The sequence below is a fragment of the Yersinia rochesterensis genome (assembly GCF_003600645.1).
Classification (GTDB): Bacteria; Pseudomonadota; Gammaproteobacteria; order Enterobacterales; family Enterobacteriaceae; genus Yersinia; species Yersinia rochesterensis.
This window is the reverse complement of sequence record NZ_CP032482.1, coordinates 2,160,019-2,177,443: the sequence shown is the minus strand read 5'-3', so window position 1 is coordinate 2,177,443 and position 17,425 is coordinate 2,160,019. Positions and strand designations below refer to the sequence as shown.

Sequence of the window (17,425 nt, the reverse complement as noted above, 5' to 3'; positions counted from 1 at the left end):
TTTTTAGAATGACCATCATGAAGATATAAAATGCCATTTCGCACTTATATCTTCATGAATTTTAATCACATGGTGTTTGTAATGAGATGTGATAAACCAGCGAACACAGCAACATGGTTTAAGTATAATAGTAGCTACTTTGGGTTATTTATATTTAGTCTTATATTAAACAAGCTAAACTGTCTGTTATTCAATAGTAGAGCAGTTAAATAATATTTCCATCATTTAAACCAGATGATTAGACTGTTATAAGATAAATATCAGTCTAATAATCTAACGAAGCGAACAATCAAGACGAAAATATCATTAAAGTGATTAATTTATTTGATTAAATAGGATTTTAATAAAACAATCTCATTTCCTTTCATAAATTGATTAGCAAATTAATAATTTAAATTAAATCTATATTTTAAGCATAATCAATTTTATTATTTATAGACTTAGTTAGGGTCTCATACTGAATAAATGCCCTCATATGTAATGCCATAGCGCCCAGCTAACCAACCAGTGATAGGCCCCCTCTATGCCGCGATTGCCGGTTTCGATTAGACGTCAGAGCCGCGCCCCACTAGACTTGTGACAAAATAGCATCAAGTTGTTAATGATTTAGCTACCAACTTGAAACAATAAAAACACCTGCGGCGTATCATGATGAAATTTAAATCGACCATAAAACCCTACACTGGCGCGGCTGGTGGCTGGGGTTCTCTTGAAGCAACCACGCGCTTTGTGCTCGACAGCAAGCAAGCATTGAAAAATATCCGTAACCTGTTACGCGTCAATCAGGTTAAAGGCTTTGACTGCCCCGGCTGCGCATGGGGAGATGACAATCACAGCACTTTCAGTTTTTGTGAGAATGGGGCTAAAGCGGTCAGTTGGGAAGCCACTCGCAAGGCGGTGGAGCCGGAGTTTTTTGCTGAACATAGCCTTACGACGCTGCGCCAACAAAGTGACTATTTCCTTGAATATCAAGGGCGAATTACTCACCCTATGCGCTATAACCCCGACACTGACCGCTATCAACCGATCAGTTGGGAAAGCGCCCTTGAATTAATTGCTAAGCATATTAATGGGCTGGATAGTCCAAATCAATTGGAGCTGTATACCTCAGGCCGCGCCAGTAATGAAGCTTCCTACCTTTATCAGCTATTTGGCCGCATTTTGGGGACAAATAACTTCCCAGATTGCTCAAATATGTGCCATGAAGCCAGTGGCACTGGGCTGAAACAGAGTATTGGGGTGGGTAAAGGCACCATTCGTATGCAGGATTTTGAGCTAGCTGATGCCATTTTTGTCTTCGGGCAGAATCCGGGCACTAATCACCCAAGAATGTTACACAGTTTGCGCCATGCAAAAGACCGCGGGGCGCGGATTGTCAGCTTCAATACCTTGCGCGAACGCGGGTTAGAACGTTTTGCTGACCCACAAAATCCGATTGAAATGTTGACGCCAAAATCCTCGCCGATCAGTTCTGCCTATTTTCAGCCAAACCTTGGCGGTGATATGGCGGCAGTGCGCGGTATGGTGAAAGCGCTACTGGAAACCCATCGCCATCAACGGGTACAAGGGTTGCCCGGCTTATTCGATGAAACCTTTATTGTTACGCACACCCAAGGAATTGATGATTATCTGGCGGCGGTTGATAGTACCTCATGGGCGCAGATTACCCAGCAATCGGGCCTAACGGAGGAGCAAATACGCCACGCGGCAGATATTTATCAGCATGCAGATCGGGTGATTTTGACGTGGGCGATGGGTATCACCCAGCATAAACACTCGGTGATAACCGTCAGAGAGTTAGCCAACCTGCAACTGTTGTTTGGTCAGTTAGGCAAACCCGGTGCCGGTTTATGCCCGGTTCGCGGCCACAGTAATGTGCAAGGCAACCGTACCATGGGGATTGATGAAAAACCCTCTGCCGCGATGTTAGCGCGCTTAGGCCAGCATTTTGGTTTCACCCCACCGCAAGCCGCCGGCCATAATACTGTGGAAGCGCTGGAGGCGATGCTGCGCGGTGAAGTTAACGTGTTGATTGCCCTGGGGGGTAATTTAGCCGCCGCTGCTCCGGATACCGCGCGCACCGCGCAAGCATTGCGCCGTTGTGACCTAACTGTGCATATCAGCACCAAACTGAATCGCAGCCACCTGATTACCGGCACTGAAGCCCTGATCCTGCCAACATTGGGCCGCACAGAGCGCGATATGCAAGCCAGCGGTTCGCAATTTATTACAGTAGAAGATTCATTTAGCATGGTGCATGCCTCTGAGGGCGTGGGTAAACCGCTGGCGGAGACTCAATACGCTGAAACGGCTATTGTTTGCGGTATCGCTAACGCGGTTTTTGCTCAAAAACCCGCTGAAGGTAAAGCGCTGAATTGGCTGGCATTAGCCGATGATTACAACTTAATTCGCGACCATATTGCCGCCACTACTCCCGGCTTTGATGATTTCAATGCCCGTTGCGAGCAACCGGGTGGCTTCTATCTGGGCAGTGCCGCTGCCGACATGCAATTTGCCACCCCCAGTGGTAAAGCCGAGTTTTGCGCATCCATATTGCCAGAGAGTTTGTTCCCGCAGATTGCTGGCGTGCCCGTTCCCTTTGTGCTGCAAACCTTGCGCTCGCATGACCAATACAACACCACCATTTATGGCCTCGATGACCGCTATCGCGGGGTGTACGGTCAACGGGAAGTGCTGTTTATTAACCCACAAGATTTGGCCGAGCTGGCCTTGGAAGATGGTGATTTAGTCGAAATTGAAACCCTGTGGAATGACGGAATCACCCGAAAAGTCAGTGGATTCAAACTGGTGAGCTATGATATTCCGCGCGGGAATCTGGCGGCCTATTACCCTGAAACCAACCCGCTGGTGCCCTTGTCCAGCTTTGGTGATGAGACCCACACACCCACCTCAAAATCCGTGCCGGTGACCGTGCGCCGTTGGCAACAGCCGCAAACACTGCGCATTGCTTGAATACGGCCCTGATTCGTCGGGGCCAATTATTGTGGATCACGGCTGACAAAAGGCACCATACATACCCCTGCCTTTAATAGGGAATTCCTCTACAAAATGATATGCCGCTTGCCCGATGGGGCTGATTCGCGTAAAACTGTCAGCCGGATTAATCCCACTTACTAGACCATTCACTGGACGATATGTTTCAAGATAACCCGCTGCTGGCGCAGCTAAAACAGCAACTTCACACTCAGACTCCGCGCGTCGAAGGCGTCGTTAAAGGTACTGAGAAAGGCTTTGGCTTTCTTGAGGTAGACGGGCAGAAAAGTTACTTTATTCCGCCGCCACAGATGAAAAAAGTCATGCATGGCGATCGCATTATTGCGACCCTTCATACCGATAAAGATCGTGAAATTGCTGAGCCGGAAACCCTGGTTGAGCCATTTTTATCGCGCTTTGTTGGCCGTGTGCAACGAAAAGATGACCGCCTGTCTATCGTCCCTGACCATCCTCTGCTGCGCGATGCCATTCAATGTCGTCCGGTGCGCGAACTGACGCACGATTTCCAAACCGGTGATTGGGCCGTAGCCGAAATGCGCCGCCATCCATTAAAAGGTGACCGGGCTTTTAATGCTGATCTGACTGCTTTTATTACTGATGGTGAAGATCATTTCGTGCCTTGGTGGGTCACATTAGCGCGCCATAATCTGGAGCGTGAAGCGCCAGCGATGGTGGAATCAGCTCTGCATGATGCCAATCTGCAACGTGAAGATTTGACTGCGCTTAATTTTGTCACTATCGATAGCGCCAGCACCGAAGATATGGATGACGCCTTGCATGTGAAAGACAACGGAGACGGTTCTCTGTTGTTGACCATTGCCATTGCAGACCCTACTGCTTATGTCGATGAGAACAGTGAGTTGGATTTAATTGCCCGCAAACGCGCATTTACCAACTATCTGCCGGGCTTTAATATCCCGATGCTGCCACGCGATTTATCCGACAATCTCTGCTCACTGCGCCCGAATGAACGCCGCCCGGTATTGGTGTGCCGTGTCACTATTGCCGCTGATGGTGCGCTGGGTGATGACATTCAATTCTCAGCCGCTTGGGTAGAATCAAAAGCCAAGCTGGTCTATGACGAAGTGTCTGACTGGTTAGAGGGTCAGGGTGACTGGCAGCCGCAAAATGCTGATATTGCAGAACAAATCACATTACTGAAACGTGTTTGTGAAGCGCGCAGCAATTGGCGTCAGGCCCATGCACTGGTGTTTAAAGACCGGCCGGACTACCGCTTCCTATTGGGCGAAAAAGGCGAAGTGCTGGATATCATTGTGGAACATCGCCGCATTGCTAACCGCATTGTTGAAGAGTGCATGATTGCCGCCAACGTCTGCGCCGCTATTGCGCTGCGTGATAATCTTGGCTTTGGCATTTATAACGTGCATGCCGGATTTGATCCTGCGCTGGTTGAGCAAGCCGCCAATGTGTTGCAAGCCAATGGGGTGGAAGCCGATCCACAAGCGCTGCTGACTCTACCTGGTTTCTGTGAATTGCGCCGTCATCTTGATACCTTGCCGACCCAGTTCCTCGACAGCCGTATCCGTCGTTTCCAAACATTCGCTGAAATCAGTACAGTTCCTGGCCCCCACTTCGGTTTGGGGCTTGAAGCTTACGCCACCTGGACCTCGCCAATTCGTAAATACGGCGATATGGTCAATCATCGCCTGCTGAAAGCCATTATTACCGGCCAGCATGCAGAGAAGCCACAGGATGAAATCACGGTGCAATTAGCTGAACGCCGTCGGTTGAATCGCATGGCTGAACGCGATGTCGGGGATTGGTTGTATGCCCGTTACCTGCAACCTATGGCTGGCACAGATACCCGCTTCCCTGCGGAAATCATTGATGTCACCCGCGGTGGTCTACGCGTACGCTTACTGGATAACGGCGCAGTGGCCTTTATTCCGGCACCCTTTATTCACGCGGTACGTGATGAAATGGTATGCAGCCAGGAAACTGGCACCGTGCAGATCAAAGGTGAAACGGTCTACAGCCAGAACGATAAAATTGAAGTGCGCATTGCAGAAGTGCGAATGGAAACACGCAACGTGGTTGCCCGCCCAGTGGTTTGATAGCGTAACCAACGCACATGCAGCTTGAAGTATGACGGATAGAAGCCGTGGTGATGCACAACATCCCACGGCTTTTTTATGTTCATCATCCCCGCCCCCATTACTTTGGCCTCATGATCAGCACAGTCGGGTGGCCGTCACAATATGTAAGAAAATGATACCAATGGTGAGAAAAAAACAATTAGCTCATCACAGTTCTCACTTTCGCTACTTTTCTTTCACATTAAACCTCCTATGTTAACTAGCAGTTTGCATCTTTTGTCATAAACAGGTGCTGATAATTGCTATAGCCTAAATAATTCGAGTTGCAGAAAGGCGGCAAGTGAATGACAAATTGGTTGTAAACCATTTTGAACAGCGCCAGCGCTGGCCCACAGGGTGAGCCTCATTGAGGCTCATAATCCCGATGAGTTGACGCCAGGTCAATGATTCGGGTGATTGAACCTAGCCAACGCACATGTAGCTCGAAATATAACGGGTACCCCTAACATAACAAGGAGTTGTTCCCCATGAAGAACGTCAAGACTGTCGTCATATGGCTGACCGTGGCGTTAATTGGTGCATTTGCTTTTGCCATGCTGGCACTGAGCCGAGGCGAGAATGTCAACGCCATCTGGTTGGTGATTGCATCGGTAGCTTGTTACAGCATCGCTTATCGTTTTTACAGCCTGTTTATCGCCAAGAATATCTTTGAACTGGATGACCGCCGTTTAACCCCCGCTGAGCGGCGTAATGATGGTCTGGATTATGTTCCAACCAATAAATGGGTGCTTTTCGGTCACCACTTTGCCGCTATTGCTGGTGCAGGGCCGCTAGTTGGGCCTATTTTAGCCGCACAAATGGGCTTCTTACCCGGCACTATCTGGATTCTGGTGGGGGTGATGATGGCCGGTGCGGTGCAGGACTTCTTGATCCTGTTCATCTCCACCCGCCGCGATGGCCGCTCATTGGGGGAAATGGCAAAACAAGAATTAGGGGCTTTTGCCGGTATTATCACCATGTTAGGCGCATTGGGGGTGATGATCATCATCTTGTCCGCACTGGCCTTAGTGGTGGTAAAAGCTTTGGCAGACAGCCCGTGGGGTCTGTTCACCATTGCGGCTACCATCCCAATCGCGCTGTTTATGGGCGTGTATATGCGCTTTCTGCGCCCGGGTAAAATTGCCGAAGTGTCATTAATTGGTTTTGTGTTAATGATGGCGGCAATTATTTACGGTGGGAATATTGCGGTTCATCCTTATTGGGGGCCATTCTTCACCTTACACGGCACTACCCTAACTTGGGTGCTGGTTATTTATGGTTTTATTGCCTCCGTGCTGCCGGTATGGCTGCTGCTGGCACCGCGAGATTATTTATCGACCTTCCTGAAAATCGGCGTCATTATCGGTTTGGCAGTGGGTATTGTGTTCGCCATGCCAGAAATGAAAATGCCCGCCGTCTCGCGCTTTATTGATGGCAGCGGCCCGGTATTCTCCGGCAGCTTGTTCCCATTCCTGTTTATCACCATCGCCTGTGGCGCGATTTCGGGCTTCCATGCGCTGGTTGCCAGTGGCACCACGCCGAAACTGATTGAACGCGAAAGCCACATTCGCTTTATCGGATATGGCGCGATGCTGATGGAGTCATTCGTCGCCATTATGGCGCTGATTTGTGCATCGGTTATTGATCCGGGCGTTTATTTTGCGATGAACTCCCCGGCGGCGCTGATTGGCACCACGGTAGAAAGTGCCGCGTTAGCTATCAACAGCTGGGGATTTGTCGTCACTCCTGAAACTCTGGCTATGGTTGCCAAAGATGTCGGCGAGAACTCGATATTGTCTCGTGCTGGCGGCGCGCCGACCTTTGCCGTCGGGATGGCGCATATCATTAGCGAAGTCTTTAATAGCCGCAATATGATGGCATTCTGGTATCACTTCGCCATTCTGTTTGAGGCGATGTTTATTCTGACCGCCGTTGATGCCGGAACCCGTGCTTGCCGCTTTATGGTGCAGGATTTGGTGGGGGTGGTAGTGCCGAGTCTGGCGAATAACCGCTCCTGGTTGGGTAACTTATCCGGCACCACCGTGGCCGTGGCTTGCTGGGGCTTCTTTGTTTACCAAGGGGTGGTCGATCCACTGGGCGGCATCAATACCCTGTGGCCATTGTTTGGCATCGGTAACCAAATGCTGGCATCAATGGCGCTGATTTTAGGGACTGTCGTCCTGTTTAAAATGAAGAAGCAGCGCTATGCTTGGGTAACCATCCTGCCAACAATTTGGCTGTTTATTACCTCAATGACGGCAGGCTGGCAGAAGATTTTCCATGAAAAACCGAGTATTGGTTTCCTCGCTCAGGCGAAAAAATTCTCGGCGGGTGTCGAGCAAGGGGTATTGATTGCCCCGGCCAAGAGCATTAAGGACATGGAAACTATTGTGTTTAACAACCAGATCAACGCCGCCTTGTGCGCCTTCTTTATGCTGGTGGCAGTGACGATGTTAATTTCATCTTTCTTCGTGATTCGGCGCGCGCTGAAATCCAGCAAGCCCACCACGCATGAGACTGAAGTTGTATTCCGTGAGGAGACTGTTCGTGGCTAATGTAGGTATCCCACTGCGCAGGCAGCACCCTAATCTGTTGCATAACCGGCCATTATCCGCTGGGCCGCGTCAGATTACACGCTGCATACCGCTGGTTCCCATAGCAACTCGCCCGACCACGTTGTGGGCTTGGGTACGTCTGATTACACGCCGGGTGGCACAAAGTTTTCGCTTGATGGTGGGAGTGCAGGATTATGGCAATTATGTCAATCATATGCGCCGTCATCATCCCGAGACACCGCCCATGACCGAGCGTGACTTCCACCGTTATTGTCTGGAGGCCCGTTTCCCGAGTGAAGCGGGTAAGTTGGGGAAATGCCCTTGCTAGGATAAAAGCCGTTTTATTCCGCCCTAACAAGTGACACCGTAACGCCCTGTAATTTTCTAGCAGGGCGTTTTTTTATGCTTTAGTGTGTGAATGAAACATTAGTCCGTGAATGAAACTCTAGCTCAAGATTGTCGAGCCAAATGCGCCCTGCCAATCATGTTCAAACTGTTCAACTGCGGCTTTAACCGCCGGTGTACTGATAAATTGCTCTGCAACATCCACAGGAATAGTCACTGACTGACATCCCGCCAGTAAGCAATCCAGTACCTGCCGTGGCGTCCGGAAGCTAGCAGCCAACACTTTAGCCCCCGGCGCGTGTAAGGTGAGCAACTGCTGTAATTCGCGCACCATGGCGATGCCATCGCCGCCCTGGGCATCTAACCGGTTAACATAAGGGGCAACATATTCAGCCCCGGCTAAAGCCGATAATAGGCCTTGTCCGGCACCGTAAACCGCCGTACCCAATGTCGGGATTGACATCGTTTTCAACTTTTTGATTGCCGCTAACCCTTCTGCGGTGGCGGGCACTTTGATAACCAAACCGGGAACCCGCTGTGACAGTAAAACGGCCTCCGACACCATCAACTCGCTGTCACTGGCCAACACTTGTGCAAAAAGTTTACCTGTTCCCCCCAAAGCATCGCGCAGTGCAGGGAGTACTTCCCAGATAGGTTTGCCCGCTTTAGCCAAAATACTGGGATTGGTGGTGACGCCCTGCAAAGGCAGGACTCGCGCCAGCCGTTTAACTGCGGCCACATCTGCTGTGTCGAGATAAAGCTCCATAACAACCTCCGATTGTGATGATTAAAGCAGCCAAACTGGTTAGCCGCAATCATAGAGCAACCCTTAATCAATAACGTGATCTCGCTCAAACATCTTTCATTCGAAAGTGAATTACACTTCAAATGAAAGTTTATTTTTGGCTGACTCATTATGAACCTAAGACAACAAACAATTTTACAGCAAGTGAATGACCGTAAGCGGGTTAGCGTTAGCGAATTATCGCAAACGACCCAGGTATCGGAAGTGACTATTCGGCAAGATCTTAATCTGCTGGAGAAACGGGGTTTTCTCAAGCGCGTGCACGGCTCTGCTGTTGCCCTTGAAAGTGATGATATTGATGTTCGTATGATGCGCTATTTTTCTATGAAACAAAAACTGGCCAATCATGCAGCCTCGTTGGTCAATGACGGCGAAACAATATTTATTGAAAGCGGCAGCAGTAACGCCCTATTGGCCCATCAGTTGGCAAAACGGCCGGCCATCACGCTGGTGACAGTCAGCGGTTATATTGCACGGCAATTAAAAAACTCCGCCTGTGAAGTCATTCTATTGGGGGGGATTTATCAGAAGAAAAGTGACAGCATGGTCGGCCCATTGACACAACTGTGTTTGCGTCATGTGAATTTCAGTAAAGCATTTATCGGCATTGATGGCTATCAGATGGACTGCGGGTTCACCGGCCGTGACATGTTACGCGCCGATGTGATTAACAGTGTGCTGGCAAAAGGTGCCGAAAATATCATCCTGGCGGATGCCTCTAAATTTGGTCAGGTACATCAAAATTTGCTGGCCACTGACTCAGTTATCAGCAGAGTGATTACCGATAATCGCCTGCCCGCGTGCTATCAACAGCAGTTGACGGCGCAAGGAATTCAAGTCGACATTTTGGGCGAGTAATGGCTGAGTTATCATTATCAAACCGCCCTAATCGGAGCAATACTCATGGCAGAGATGACGTTTACCCGCGAACAAACACAGCGGATGACCTACAAACTTCAGCGTTACCTGGAGCAAGAACACAATATTGAGTTGGAGGATTTTGACACGGAGTTTTTACTGCAATTTATCAGCCGTGAGTTAGGTGCGCATTTTTACAATCAGGGAATCAATGACGCCATCACGCAAATCGAAGCAAAAATGCTCGATATCAGTGACGCCATATTGTGGTTGGAAAAACCCGTGCAAGACTAAACACGGGCAGCCGTCAAACGCGGTTTTTATTGCCCATAATAGGCATTTTTCCCGTGTTTGCGCAGGTAATGTTTATCCAACAATTGCGGCTGCATATCCGCCAATTGCGCGTTCAACTGGCGAGAGAAAATGCCCATATAAGCCAATTCTTCTAACACCACCGCATTGTGCACCGCGTTATCAGCACTGCTTCCCCAGGCAAATGGCCCGTGCGAATTCACTAAAACGGCGGGCACATCTTCTGGCTTAATACCGCGTTGTTGGAAAGTTTCGACAATGACATTACCGGTCTCCCACTCATAACGACCAGCAATCTCTTCCGGGGTCATCAAACGGGTACAGGGAATAGTGCCATAGAAATAATCCGCATGAGTGGTGCCCCAGGCGGGTAAATCTAAACCGGCTTGCGCCCAGATGGTGGCATGGCGTGAATGGGTGTGAACAATACCGCCGATTTGTGGGAAATTAAGGTAAAGCGCCCGGTGAGTATCGGTATCCGACGAGGGTTTCTTGCTGCCCTCCACCACTTTTCCGCTGTCCAACTCCACGACCACCATATCGTCAACCGTCATGACATCATATTCCACGCCCGAAGGTTTAATCACCAAAAGCCCACGATTTCGGTCGACGGCACTGACATTTCCCCACGTGAAAGTGACCAGATTATGGCGCGGTAATGCCAAATTAGCGGCGAGTACCTGCTGCTTCAGTTCGTTGAGCATGGTCATATCCTGAATAACTGAATTTGTCTCATTTTCAGCGCCACAGGGGAGAATCGGTATGGGATAAATAGCTATAAACTGCGTGCGGATCGGCTAGAAAGCGCAGTATGAGAGATATACGCCCATACAGCGAAGCTTTATTGAGCGGTGCCAAGAGGTTAATTCAGTTTTGGCTTCAGATAATCCTTAATTACTGCCCACATTAGGCCAAATTAGGATTATTCACCTATCAAATAACTCTCGGACATTTATACTATTTTTCATTAGTGATAAACCTAGTTTTTAGCATTAATCCTGAATTTAAACTTAAATGCCGTTCTTTATTCTGAACACTAACCGAATAAGACCTCGGCTAAAATGAATACAAAGCCTATACTTAGTCTAGGCAAGTTCATTCTGATACGGATAGCTCAGGGCATATAAGTTGAAGACCTTTACGTTGAAGGTCATAACCTGCTCGATCCGTATTTAGCCACTGTCTGGAGAATTATTATGATGATAATCAATAAACGATTTGCTACTGCCGCGCTGGCACTCACTCTGGCTTTATCTCTATCCGCCTGTTCTAACATGTCCAAACGTGACCGTAATACCGCGATTGGTGCCGGGGCCGGTGCCGTTGGCGGTGCAGTCTTGACGGGCAGTACACTAGGGACGTTAGGTGGTGCTGCTATTGGTGGGGTTATTGGTCATCAGGTCGGTAAATAACCTTTATCCTTCGTACTTGTCGTTGCAGGGGTGTTAGCTACTCTCACTTACCCGAATCACTTACCCGTGTAAGCTCATCGGGATACGTTTGCTTGCTGCCTACCTGCAACACCAATGACTTTGGATAATATGGACGTGATAGTTTTGTAAGGCGTTTAGTGGTAAACGCCTTATATCTACTCACCCACCCGCCAGTTTGACTTTCATCCCTTTGGCTTCGAGCAATTGTTTGAGCAGATCGCGCTTATCTCCTTGAATTTCAATCACGCCGTCTTTCAGCGCACCGCCACAACCGCACTTTTTCTTCAGTTCTGCCGCCAATTTTTCTAGCAGTTCATCACTACCATCAATACCGGTAATCAGACACACGCCCTTTCCTTTGCGGCCACTGGTTTGGCGCTGGATGCGAACAATACCATCGCCCTTAGGTCGCTGCGGTTTTACCTCGGGTTCGGTGATACGGCCAGTGTCAGTTGAATACACTAAGCGGCTATTATCATCACTCATTGTGCCCCCTTAGGTAGCGACGCCAAAATATCAGTCAGGGCTTTTTCAGGATCAGGAGATTGGGTGATCGGACGCCCTATCACCATATAATCCACCCCGGCTACCACGGCTTGTGGCGGTGTCATAATGCGGCGCTGATCACCCGCATCACTGCCTTCAGGGCGGATCCCCGGAGTGACCAGTTTGAAATCCTCACCGCACACTTGTTTTAGCCGCACCGCTTCATGGGCAGAGCACACCACGCCGTCTAAACCGCAATCCCACGTCAATTTCGCCAACCGCTCAGCCTGTTCCGCTGGGGTGATGTTAATGCCAATATCACGTAAATCTTCACCATCCATACTAGTGAGCACGGTCACGGCAATCAGTAACGGCGCTTGCGGCCCGTAGGGCAATAAAGCCTCTTTTGCTGCGCTCATCATACGCGCCCCGCCGCTAGCATGGACATTCACCATCCACACGCCGAGTTCCGCTGCCGCCGCGACAGCACGGGCGGTGGTGTTAGGAATATCGTGGAATTTCAAATCAAGAAACACTTCAAAGCCGCGTTGATGCAGATCACGTACCAATTGCGGGCCATATAAGGTAAACATCTCTTTGCCCACCTTTAACCGGCAATCTCGCGGGTTAACACGATCAGCAAAGGCTAGCGCCGCGTCTTTATTGGCATAATCCAGTGCGACAACAATCGGGGAAGATATTGAGCCACTGTTATTAGTTTTAGTTGCAGACGTCATTTTCCAGCCTTTTTCAGTCAGTCATTATTTTTCAGTCAATAACCAGTCATTATTAGTCAATAAATAGTGGTAACGCCCATATTCTACAGGGTGTATCACAGAAATTACAGCAATCGGACGTTCGAGGTTTACCGTCTGTTTGTCAGACTTTGATTGGGTAGGTCAATTTAGGTAAAACAGACAGATGCCCCATACCCGCAGTTGAGTAAATTAGTTTCAAGAAGCGTAAATTCTTAATCAATATATTTGATTACTCAGCTCAGTATTTTGGCATTTCATTTAAACAACCATGCGGTATCATGCACTCCATCGCCAGACAATGATTGTCTAACCAATGATTTAAATAATAATTTATTATTTAAATGGTAAATAAGTAACTGGAGTATTACATGAAAAATATTAAATATATCATCCCTGCATTGGCCCTTTCTTTCGCATCCTTTGCCAGTGTTGCTGCAACACAAGTCCAGCATGCTCCCTCAACTGGATTGAATCAGATTGGCACCATCTCAGCCAGTAATGCCGGTACTTTGACTGAATTAGAGAATACACTGACGAAAAAAGCAGATGAAGCCGGTGCAACCTCATATTTGATCACCTCTGCGACCGGCAATAACAAACTGCACGGCACCGCGGTCATTTACCGCTAAGTTGCCCCGACCCTCAAGTTAAGTCTGTGTCGTAGCAACCAAAGAACACTAAAGTGCTCTTTGGTTGCTTTTTCAATGTGAATTTTTTGTGACAATTGTGTTATCCCCTAGACAGTTCTGCGTTCCTCGCTTAGCTTGGTATTTTCCCTTAAGTTGAAGGTTATATGATGAGCGAAATATCTACCTTAACCATTAAAATCCCTCTGGAATTAAAAGAAAAAATCAAAGCCGCCGCCTTAGAAAAGCAATTCTCTCTCAGCACTGAAGTCTGCGAAAGATTAGAACAAAGTTTTGAGCTTGAGGTTAAAAGTAGCAAAAGCAGCCGTAAAGAAGCCAAGTTGCATCACAGCGAGATTGATAATCAAGGTGTGGAAGAAATGTCAGAACAGCCATTGAGTCAGAAAGAATTGAAGAAATTGCGCCAATTGCTGAAAGATGGCGTTAAAGCGCCGCAGAAGAAAAAGTAAGCCATTATTATTGTCATACACGACCTATTCATCGGGTGATTCAATTCACCCGATACTTATAGCTAATCCAAATTATAGCCATCTCACTTATTGCCCATCTAGCCCTCTGATGGGCTTAATCGATGCCCAGGCACGGCAAGATGGACAATGCCAGTAAAGCGAATGTGCGGTAAAACCACATTTGTGGCAGCGATAACGCGGTTTGGTGCGGATTTGCTCACCGACCATATCACGCAACAACAGCAAGCTCTCTTTTGCTCGCCCGTCTTCAGCATCGGCCAAGTGATAATCCATTAAACGATAGAAAACTCGCATGGTTGGATGGCGCTGTAACTGGCGATTAATATAGGTTTGCGCTACATCCCGGCCTTCATGCTGCTCAAGAATTTCGGCCAACATTAACTCAGCCATCGCGCCGGTATTATCTTCAACACAGCGTTTAAGAAAATTAGCCCATGCTTCGGGTTGCTGTAAGTGCTGATAACATTCACTCAGCATCTGCAATGCTTCGCTGACCACTTCTTTGTCTTGATCTAACACGCGCTCCAGCGCCTCGACGGCTTTTGCGTATTCACCTTTGGCCAAATAGACCCGGCCTTGCATGATGGACACTCTGGCGCACTGTTTATCGGCTGAAGCCGCTTTTTTCAACAGGCTCATCGCCTTATCAAGGTCATCACTGCCCATGGCTTGCAGCGCTAACTCACAATAAAAATGCGCAATTTCCAACCGCTGATTATCTTTGCCCATCTTGACCAGCTTTTCTGCCACTTCAATGGCATTGTTCCAATCACTGGTAGCCTGATAGATAACTAATAACTGCTGTAATGCACCTAGGCGAAAATCTTTCTCTTCAACCAATTGGTTGAACATATCTTCCGCTCTGTCATATAGCCCCGCCGCCATGTAATCGCGCCCCAACTGCTGGACCGCCAACAAGCGCTGTTCAAATGTCAGGGAAGCGCTTTCCATCAAGGCCTGATGGATGCGGATAGCGCGGTCAACTTCACCACGAGAACGGAACAGATTGCCTAACGTCAGATGCGCTTCAACTGTTGAACTGTCTTCTTTCAGCATTTCAAGAAACAGATCAACCGCTTTGTCTTGCTGGTTTGAGAGAAGGAAGTTAACCCCGGCCACATATTCACGAGACAGGCGGTTAGCATCCTGCTGCCTATCCTGCTGAGCACTTCTTCGCCCCATATACCAACCATAGGCGGCAGCGACCGGTAACAGCAGAAACAGCATTTCTAACATAGAAAATTATTCCTTGCTGACAGCAGGTATAGATGCCGTCGCGCTGGGTTCAATCGGTAGCTCTTGCTGCGATTCAAGACGTTTGATTTTCCGCTCGGCGCGGCCCAGTAAAATCCGAACTCGCAGATAAAAAAGCCCGCAAATAATCCATCCCAACACCAGACCCGCAGCAAAAAGCGCCGCTAATAAGGTCGATACACGATATTCGCCCTGAGCCAATAAATAATTGAAGGTAACGACCTGATCGTTATTTGCCCCTAACGTGATCGATATCACAAAAACCACGAGTACTAATAAAAAAATCAGCAAATATTTCACGTTTTTTCCTAAAGGCCGAATCAACCTGATGAATTATGCCAAAAATGTGGCGTCCTTACTCAATAAATTAGCACTTCCATACCCAGCAAAGAAACCCTGCACCAAGATAAAGCGCTGAACCTATGCTTAATAGAGATTATTTTAAGCAATTTAGTTGAGAATCCTGAACGGTGAAAAATCATTAATCGCTTAATTTTCCCCGTGCTCGCGCTTTTCTATTTCCTGTTGTTCTTGCGGTGGAATATTAAGTGGCCCGAACCACCGCTGCACCAGACTACAGACAATAGCAACCAATAGACCGCTGATAAGGGTGGCCGCCATCAAATCGCCGGGCCAATGCATCCCTAAGGCCAAGCGGCTCATCATCACACCCTGCGCCCAAAGCATCAGTAAAATAACCGTTTTGTAATGTCGACGTGGCCATAACAGCCCAACCGCCAATAATGCCCAACTGGCAGCAAAAACAGTATGTCCGGAAGGAAAAGCAAAACCGGTTTCAAATTGCCAGTGGCTGCTTAACCACGCTGGAATGATGGATTGGTCCTGCAATTGCTGCTTAACCAACTCGCTGCGCTCGGTACGGGATAAAGAATAGAAAAAGCGGTTATCAATATGATATTCAGCTTCAAGCCACACCACAAAGGGCCGCGGCTCCTGCACATTTTCTTTAATCAGCGATTTCAAACCCTGCCCCAACACAATGACCACGCCCAGTAGCGCTAATAGCCCGATAGCCGGTTTGAGCCGAAAACGCAGGCACCACAAAAACCAACCACTAAGGATAATACTGGTGATGATGCCCCACGGCGCGGTCACTGTCTCTGTCACCCAAAAAAGCGCTTTTAACGCACTTTCACTGCCACCTGGCTGCCACTGCCAACCAGAGAACCAAATGACAAAAGTTGGCAACAGTAAAATAACTGCTCCCACGGTAATTCGTTTTGTTATATTCCACATCTGTTGCCCTTCTTTCTGGCAAAACCCACAACACATTACCCGTGGTGATGGCACGTTTTATATAAATGCTATACCCAATAGATTTCGAGTTGCAGGTAGGCGGCAACAAAATGAACCCAAGGAGTTGAGATAACTCAATGACTTGGGTGAGTGATGACAGCCAACACCCCTGCATTTTGAAAGGTAACGGGTATATATCTATATAATATAAGTCTCTCTAACCATTGATAACATACAAAATTTTTTTGTCACTAGCGAAATAAATCTCAAACAGCCATTCATGCTGGCCTTATTGCTGCTTTGTTGAACAGCAGGTCATCAAAAGTTATGGCAATATAGCTAATAATGATCGCAGAAAATTTTTTATTTAACCTTTATATCGCAACATACCGAGGTATAAGGTTAAAACAGGCATTCACGGTAGGGTGTGCGACAACCTTTCTAAGGGTATGAAGTTATAATATGAACAATAAGATGCAGCTAAAACGTGTAGCAGAAGCTAAATTACCGACTCCTTGGGGTGATTTTCTGATGGTCGGTTTTGAAGAATTAGCCACTGGCCATGACCATCTGGCATTAATCTTTGGCGATATCAGCGGTGATGAGCCGGTGCTCTCGCGTGTTCATTCTGAATGTCTGACAGGTGATGCCCTGTTTAGCCTGCGTTGTGATTGTGGTTTCCAGTTAGAAGCTGCATTGGCGCATATTGCCGAAGAAGGCCGTGGTGTGCTGATTTATCATCGTCAGGAAGGCCGTAATATTGGTTTGCTAAATAAGATTCGAGCTTATGCCTTGCAGGATTTGGGGGCCGACACTGTTGAAGCCAATCATCAACTGGGTTTTGCTGCCGATGAACGCGATTTCACACTGTGTTCTGATATGTACAAGTTATTGGACATAAAAGCGGTGCGCTTGCTGACCAATAACCCGAAGAAAGTTGAAATTCTCTCCGAAGCGGGGATCAATATCGTCGAGCGCGTCCCTCTGATTGTCGGGCAAAATCCTAAGAATGAACACTATATGGCAACAAAAGCGGCTAAAATGGGCCATTTGTTGACCAAGTAATCACCTTGGATTCTCACTGCTTATATACGTTTTTTGGCTAACACAAGCTATAAGGGTGGTCTCGCAACC

General features: G+C 48.1%; 17 protein-coding genes. 10 read left to right on the top strand and 7 right to left on the bottom strand.

The features are described 5' to 3' along the window. Positions 1-651: 651 nt before the first annotated feature. The 4 genes from DXZ79_RS10205 to DXZ79_RS10190 all read left to right on the top strand — a co-directional run bounded on the left by DXZ79_RS10205 (position 652) and on the right by DXZ79_RS10190 (position 7,994). Entirely contained in the window at positions 652-2,973 is a 2,322-nt protein-coding gene (locus tag DXZ79_RS10205; protein ID WP_120011256.1) for an FdhF/YdeP family oxidoreductase, read from the top strand. Between the two features lie 182 nt (positions 2,974-3,155). Beyond that, positions 3,156-5,090 carry an exoribonuclease II gene (locus DXZ79_RS10200; RefSeq protein ID WP_050291735.1) on the top strand — a complete coding sequence of 645 codons (1,935 nt, stop codon included), beginning with the start codon at positions 3,156-3,158 and terminating at the stop codon, positions 5,088-5,090. Between the two features lie 509 nt (positions 5,091-5,599). After that, positions 5,600-7,666 (top strand): carbon starvation CstA family protein, encoded by a 2,067-nt coding sequence (locus tag DXZ79_RS10195; protein WP_120011255.1) that lies wholly within the window; start codon positions 5,600-5,602, stop codon positions 7,664-7,666. Further along, positions 7,659-7,994, top strand: a complete 336-nt coding sequence (locus DXZ79_RS10190; protein ID WP_038633030.1) for a YbdD/YjiX family protein — start codon at positions 7,659-7,661, stop codon at positions 7,992-7,994. The genes DXZ79_RS10195 and DXZ79_RS10190 overlap by 8 nt, the downstream gene beginning before the upstream one ends. Positions 7,995-8,111: 117 nt before the next feature. Here the strand turns inward: DXZ79_RS10190 and fsa are convergent, their stop codons facing one another. Beyond that, the gene (gene fsa, locus DXZ79_RS10185) at positions 8,112-8,777 is read right to left on the bottom strand and encodes a fructose-6-phosphate aldolase (RefSeq protein WP_038633033.1); all 666 of its coding nucleotides are present in this window, start codon (positions 8,775-8,777) and stop codon (positions 8,112-8,114) included. A gap of 150 nt (positions 8,778-8,927) precedes the next feature. On the opposite strand from fsa, the gene DXZ79_RS10180 reads away from it, so the two are divergent. Beyond that, positions 8,928-9,674 (top strand): DeoR/GlpR family DNA-binding transcription regulator, encoded by a 747-nt coding sequence (locus DXZ79_RS10180; protein WP_038633036.1) that lies wholly within the window; start codon positions 8,928-8,930, stop codon positions 9,672-9,674. A gap of 45 nt (positions 9,675-9,719) precedes the next feature. Then, positions 9,720-9,968, top strand: a complete 249-nt coding sequence (locus tag DXZ79_RS10175) for a DUF2164 domain-containing protein (RefSeq protein ID WP_038633039.1) — start codon at positions 9,720-9,722, stop codon at positions 9,966-9,968. A 26-nt stretch (positions 9,969-9,994) separates the two neighbouring features. On the opposite strand, the gene araD is transcribed toward DXZ79_RS10175, so the two are convergent. Then, positions 9,995-10,690 carry an L-ribulose-5-phosphate 4-epimerase gene (araD, locus tag DXZ79_RS10170; protein WP_038633041.1) on the bottom strand — a complete coding sequence of 232 codons (696 nt, stop codon included), beginning with the start codon at positions 10,688-10,690 and terminating at the stop codon, positions 9,995-9,997. A gap of 492 nt (positions 10,691-11,182) precedes the next feature. On the opposite strand from araD, the gene osmB reads away from it, so the two are divergent. Then, positions 11,183-11,398 (top strand): osmotically-inducible lipoprotein OsmB, encoded by a 216-nt coding sequence (osmB, locus tag DXZ79_RS10165; protein ID WP_002210611.1) that lies wholly within the window; start codon positions 11,183-11,185, stop codon positions 11,396-11,398. Between the two features lie 180 nt (positions 11,399-11,578). On the opposite strand, the gene yciH is transcribed toward osmB, so the two are convergent. Then, a complete protein-coding gene (gene yciH, locus DXZ79_RS10160) occupies positions 11,579-11,905 on the bottom strand; it encodes a stress response translation initiation inhibitor YciH (protein ID WP_038633045.1) in 327 nt (108 codons plus the stop codon). Further along, the gene (gene pyrF, locus DXZ79_RS10155; protein ID WP_038633047.1) at positions 11,902-12,642 is read right to left on the bottom strand and encodes an orotidine-5'-phosphate decarboxylase; all 741 of its coding nucleotides are present in this window, start codon (positions 12,640-12,642) and stop codon (positions 11,902-11,904) included. Before pyrF ends, yciH begins: the two co-directional genes overlap by 4 nt. Positions 12,643-13,031: 389 nt before the next feature. Between pyrF and bhsA the strand changes: the two genes are divergently transcribed. Together bhsA and DXZ79_RS10145 are read left to right on the top strand one after the other, a co-directional pair. After that, the gene (bhsA, locus tag DXZ79_RS10150; protein WP_038633051.1) at positions 13,032-13,292 is read left to right on the top strand and encodes a multiple stress resistance protein BhsA; all 261 of its coding nucleotides are present in this window, start codon (positions 13,032-13,034) and stop codon (positions 13,290-13,292) included. A 167-nt stretch (positions 13,293-13,459) separates the two neighbouring features. Further along, positions 13,460-13,759 carry a hypothetical protein gene (locus tag DXZ79_RS10145; protein ID WP_038633054.1) on the top strand — a complete coding sequence of 100 codons (300 nt, stop codon included), beginning with the start codon at positions 13,460-13,462 and terminating at the stop codon, positions 13,757-13,759. Between the two features lie 87 nt (positions 13,760-13,846). Here the strand turns inward: DXZ79_RS10145 and lapB are convergent, their stop codons facing one another. The 3 genes from lapB to pgpB all read right to left on the bottom strand — a co-directional run bounded on the left by lapB (position 13,847) and on the right by pgpB (position 16,291). Then, positions 13,847-15,016: a lipopolysaccharide assembly protein LapB gene (gene lapB / locus DXZ79_RS10140; protein WP_038633056.1), complete on the bottom strand. Its 1,170-nt coding sequence runs from the start codon at positions 15,014-15,016 to the stop codon at positions 13,847-13,849. A gap of 6 nt (positions 15,017-15,022) precedes the next feature. Beyond that, positions 15,023-15,334 (bottom strand): LapA family protein, encoded by a 312-nt coding sequence (locus tag DXZ79_RS10135; protein WP_038633058.1) that lies wholly within the window; start codon positions 15,332-15,334, stop codon positions 15,023-15,025. 189 nt (positions 15,335-15,523) lie between these two features. Beyond that, entirely contained in the window at positions 15,524-16,291 is a 768-nt protein-coding gene (gene pgpB, locus DXZ79_RS10130; RefSeq protein ID WP_038633061.1) for a phosphatidylglycerophosphatase B, read from the bottom strand. Positions 16,292-16,765: 474 nt separating this feature from the next. Between pgpB and ribA the strand changes: the two genes are divergently transcribed. After that, complete coding sequence (gene ribA, locus DXZ79_RS10125) at positions 16,766-17,356, top strand: GTP cyclohydrolase II (protein ID WP_038639534.1); 591 nt, start codon at positions 16,766-16,768, stop codon at positions 17,354-17,356. Positions 17,357-17,425 lie beyond the last annotated feature (69 nt).